Origin of the sequence: Agromyces sp. NPDC058104 (assembly GCF_042884835.1) — a bacterium.
Taxonomy (GTDB): Bacteria; Actinomycetota; Actinomycetes; order Actinomycetales; family Microbacteriaceae; genus Agromyces.
In genome coordinates, this window is sequence record NZ_JBHVTD010000007.1 from 1 (window position 1) to 4,641 (window position 4,641).

The 4,641-nt window shown below is 36.5% G+C and carries 6 protein-coding genes; 3 read left to right on the forward strand and 3 right to left on the reverse strand.

The features are described from left to right. A partial coding sequence (locus ACFVTH_RS19180; RefSeq protein WP_387094538.1) for a hypothetical protein occupies positions 1-228 on the forward strand: 228 nt, incomplete at its 5' end. Between the two features lie 1,241 nt (positions 229-1,469). On the opposite strand, the gene ACFVTH_RS19185 is transcribed toward ACFVTH_RS19180, so the two are convergent. The 3 genes from ACFVTH_RS19185 to ACFVTH_RS19195 all read right to left on the reverse strand — a co-directional run bounded on the left by ACFVTH_RS19185 (position 1,470) and on the right by ACFVTH_RS19195 (position 2,961). Next, positions 1,470-1,820: a helix-turn-helix transcriptional regulator gene (locus tag ACFVTH_RS19185; RefSeq protein WP_387094541.1), complete on the reverse strand. Its 351-nt coding sequence runs from the start codon at positions 1,818-1,820 to the stop codon at positions 1,470-1,472. Positions 1,821-1,962: 142 nt separating this feature from the next. Next, positions 1,963-2,445 carry a replication/maintenance protein RepL gene (locus tag ACFVTH_RS19190; protein ID WP_098896829.1) on the reverse strand — a complete coding sequence of 161 codons (483 nt, stop codon included), beginning with the start codon at positions 2,443-2,445 and terminating at the stop codon, positions 1,963-1,965. A 144-nt stretch (positions 2,446-2,589) separates the two neighbouring features. Then, positions 2,590-2,961 carry a hypothetical protein gene (locus ACFVTH_RS19195; protein ID WP_387094544.1) on the reverse strand — a complete coding sequence of 124 codons (372 nt, stop codon included), beginning with the start codon at positions 2,959-2,961 and terminating at the stop codon, positions 2,590-2,592. Positions 2,962-3,196: 235 nt separating this feature from the next. Here ACFVTH_RS19195 and ACFVTH_RS19200 point away from each other — a divergent pair, with 235 nt between their 5' ends. Both ACFVTH_RS19200 and ACFVTH_RS19205 read left to right on the forward strand, forming a co-directional pair. Beyond that, a complete protein-coding gene (locus ACFVTH_RS19200) occupies positions 3,197-3,709 on the forward strand; it encodes a DUF3967 domain-containing protein (protein ID WP_387094547.1) in 513 nt (170 codons plus the stop codon). 139 nt (positions 3,710-3,848) lie between these two features. Next, positions 3,849-4,001, forward strand: coding sequence for a glycine zipper family protein (locus ACFVTH_RS19205; protein ID WP_098998102.1), 153 nt, complete (start codon positions 3,849-3,851; stop codon positions 3,999-4,001). Positions 4,002-4,641 lie beyond the last annotated feature (640 nt).

Below are 4,641 nucleotides of genomic sequence, written 5' to 3' on the forward strand. Positions count from 1 at the left end.
CAGAAGCTTGTCCGTGATTTTTCTGCTGAACAGAAGGAAAATGTAAAAGATGAGGTTAAGAGAGAACTAGATACGCAATATAAAGCTCATATAAGCTCTCTCAGCGATGATTTAATGATTGAGAAGCAGAAACATAAGAAAACGAAAAAAGAGCTTGTACAGGCAAATAAACTGAATGACAGTTTAACAGAAATGAACATTGATTATATAGAGAATTATGTCCCATAAGAAGAGCTTGATAAAGTGAATCAAGAGGTTAATGAATTACGAAAAGAAAATAAGACATTAAAAGCCTGGAAGGAAAAAGCATTGAATTGGATTGATAAGCATGTAGAAAAGGTGAAGAAAATCTCGTTCTTTCAATATGTTGGTGGGATTCAAAAACGAAATAAAAGACAAGATCAAGAAATGGAAAGATAATAATATGAAATCTAGCTGAGAACAGCAAGCATAAGAGCAATTTGAGTCATCAGAATCTCTTTTAAACTAGAGTCGGTACAGGTCGAATGTTGTTCTATTAGGAATAAGAGTTCCCTGTTGAATAATAGGAGTTCGTATTTACTTAACATGAAATTTCTCCTTTTTTTATACAAACTATTTTTTAAAAGCTTCGAGTAAAAATAAATAGTTTTATATACACAAAAAAAGCTATCTCATTCTATGGGCATTGGCTTTGCATAGAAATGAGATAGCTTTTTTACAGGGTTCGAACGTACAACAATTATAGAAAAGATAACTGCAAGTAAATATTACCATGTTCTTACTCTAAATACTATCTTTTCTAAAAGGAGCATATGAATAAAAGGTGCACTTTTTATTCATCTTTAGGTCATTCATCATGATAAGAAAAGCTGTCATATCAAGGATGTATAAAAAGCTGCATAAAGAAGAAACAAGACCCCATCGAGAACCCTTCTCCCAAGAGGGTTCTTTTTGGTGATGTGTTCCGGAAAGAGACATTATGTTAACTACCTTTGTATAGCGTATGCAGCTTAAAAAACAGAAAAACCTATCTCTTCTCAGTTAAAAGAGGTAGGTTTTTTCTGTAGCAGAGTTTAGTTTTATGAGTCGATGTCTGGGACATCTTGAGTAGTTTGCTCTGGTTATGATGTTTTAATGCATATAAAAAGCAAATAACCCATGAATACAATGTATTCATGGGTTATCTACTAGTTCAATTCATGAGCACGTGAGGTTCTTTTTTAGATTATATGCTTGTCTTTAAAGTTCTATGACTTCTTGTCCATAAAAAAACAAACTACCTCTAAGTCGGTTGAAAGGTGGCGAGGTAGTTTGTTAGGTGCAATGGAGTATTAGCTAAGGAAGAACGCTATCCATTTTGAGTAGTTTGCTCAAAGGTTGCAGCAGTTACGCAACCTTTATATAGCAAATTTGCAATATCCTATTGCACGGGTAAAAGAAAAAGCAGGCTTAAGCCTGCTTCTATAGCCTTTAAGGCTATTTTATAGTTATGAAGTACGTATTAGTTTTTGTGAGGGTTCTTGATGTAAATTCTGAAACTGTTGAACAGCTTCTGTCATAGAGGGTGTATTCAATTTCCTTAAGATACTTCTTCTTTGATTCTTAATCGTGCACTCTTCTTTATGGAGAATGTCTTGTATCTCTAAAATAGAATGACCATCAATAGCAAGAGCAAAGACTTCTTGTTCTGCTTTAGTAAACTGATTCATAAAGACTTTCTCTTTCAGGATTTTGCATTCTTCTTCTAAACTTTTCAGTCGAGCAACTTCATCAACTAAATCAGAGGCTACACTTAGAATATTTTCGATACCCATTAATAGTTTTTCGCTTTGATCCATGATAAGACCCTCCTATTTTTTGAGGGCAACCCATGTTATAATTAACTTGTATATGTTTTCACATGGGGTGTTTCTCTGCCAGGAGAAATGCCCTTTTGTTTTATTTAGTTTGGACTTGCTGTGATTCGTTTGGATCACCTCCTTAATTATCATCTTCTTGCTCTTGTGAGGATAACGAAGATAGATTTTTGTATCTTAATAAGATATCCATTCTTGAATTTTTACCACCTTTAAAAATTTGGTCTGGGTTTACTTCATAGTGACCATTCTTTACTTTTTTGAGAAAATCACTTTCTTGTAGGGCTGTCATTGTATCTGCAATTGTTTTTCTTGAAATACCTGTTTCAGCTTCAATCATGGAGTATGTATATAAAAACTGATTTTCTTTGTTAAGGTTACTCATAATAAAAGTAAGTATATTGATTTTTTTGTTACCAATTAAATCTAAGGATTGAATGACATGACCTAACCAAACTTTATGAAAGTTTGCATCTCTTTCTTCAATTTCAGTAACATTCATTTCGACTATTTCACCAGTATCTTGGTTAATATATTTTTGTGTACCTGTAAATCTTACTTTTTTTCTTGTTGTAATGGTCTTTTTCTTAGGTTGTTTTTCACTCATAATAGTCACCCCTCATCACTTCATTTAGTTTAATTATATTATACTAAATGGTGTACCCTAAATACAACAGTTTATTTTCATTACACCAAACAGTATAAAAAATTACACCAAACAGTATAAAAAATTACACCGATTAAAACCCTCTTAAACTACTGATATATCAATGTTTTTAACCATTTCCCTCCTTTTTTCACTCTTATCTATAAATATAAGGGCTATTTTCCATGCAAGGTTCGAGTAGTATTTTTTAAGAAAATCACTTAAAAAATCTCCACTCTTTTCTCCTTGCATTTCAAATTTCGGCAGGTTAGGGCATATCGCCAAGCCGAACATACCCAAAACGAAGTGAATGATGATCGGCTTGGTATAGCAATTGTACCTGCCGAACCGCCAGATCGGCCGTCCTAAATTTCCGTTTTCTAAAAATAAGAGACGCAAACGGGGACTAGTCCCCGAACCCCTAGCCAGCGCGCCACCCCAAAACGAACGGGGGAAACGGGTATGAACGGTTGCCATGCATCGAATGCAAATTGGTTGCATGGGGGGCATGCACTTGTTTTTCTTATAAATAAAACCTTAGAAAACAAATTAGCGTCAAAACCTTGATATAATGGGATTTACCATATAAGAACGCCCCCCGTGCATGGTTAAAATGATGTGCATGGGGGGCGTTCTTTGTTATTGTTTAAAGGATATTTGAGATACAAAGTATAACTATTTATATAATTATAATTGCACGGGAGGGAACAATATGTCAGAAGCGAAACTTGGCCAAGAGCCGGCGTATTGGACTGGTGAGGTAGCAAAGAAGCTAGAGATATCTGATAGCACTTTGAGAAAGTGGTGTATTCAATTGGAGGCCGCAGGTTATAAGTTCATTAAGGGAGAAAATGATAGCCGTGCATTTACCGATCATGACTTAAAAGCTCTACAACTGTTTAAACAACTTGTAAAAGTCCAACGAAAAACCAAAGAAACCGCGTGTTTAGAAGTAGTGGAGCGTTATGGCACACGTACAGGAACGCCCCCCATGCAACCAGCACAAATGGCCGTGCAAGCCCATGAATTCAAAGATAAAATTGATGATATGGCTCAAAGTCTTGAGGAGATAAAAAAGCAATTAAATGAACAAATGGATTTTAATAAAAAGCTTGTGGAACGTATGGATCAGCAAAGTATGAGCCATATACGTGAAATCCAAGAAACGAGAAAACAACTTGCTGCTGCTGAAGATAAAAAGAAGTGGTGGGAGTTTTGGAAATAATGTAATTTCGTGGGGAATAATGTCGGGAATTTGAGAATAAACATGTAGCATACATAGAGATAAGACCGCCTTATATACTTATAGATAATGGGCGGTCTTTGTTATGAGTATTCTCTAATTTCGAACGGGGGGATATTTTTTGTCTGATGATAAAAAAGAAAGGATAACAACAGGAATTGGAATATGTCTAGGGTTGGCTTTTGGGGCTATTTTTGGTTTACTTTTTGATAATCTCGCCCTAGGCCTTGGAATAGGTAGTGCAGTAGGATTAGCAATTGGTTTGGGCAAGTGAATAAAAGAGTTTTATAAGGAATAAGAGTACTATATTCCGCGCTTGTCAATGGTAAGCGGACCGTAGGGAGCATTAAGGAATTGACAAGCTTTCCACACCAGGACCCTCTTGGCACTCAAACAAACGCGTTTGTTTGACGCCAACCGGCGAGGGAGCCCCCTCAAAAAAGTGAGGGGGTTGGGGGAGTTTTTAGGATGGGGTTAAGGGGAAGAGTTCCCCTTACAGGTGGTGGACGGCGTCCACGGTCTTGATGAAAAAGGGCATCCGTTGAGGATGTCTTTTTTCATTTTGGCGAAGCCAAACACAGGGAGGAATCCGACCGCCTACCTCGTAGAGCGCGCTCCCAATTTTATCGAAGATGAAAAATTGGTGTAGTGCGTTACACCAAATCTAAAGTTGTGGTATCCTCGCCCTAAGAACAGTGGTCAAAATTGGGGATTGAGGGATGGCCAAATATGGGATTATCCGCATGTAAAAGTTCCACAAAGACGCAATATTGGAGATCCAAAAACACAACCAACGAGAAGGCGAAAAAACAAATGTGTCAGAAGCTTGTCCGTGATTTTTCTGCTGAACAGAAGGAAAATGTAAAAGATGAGGTTAAGAGAGAACTAGATACGCAATATAAAGCTCATATAAG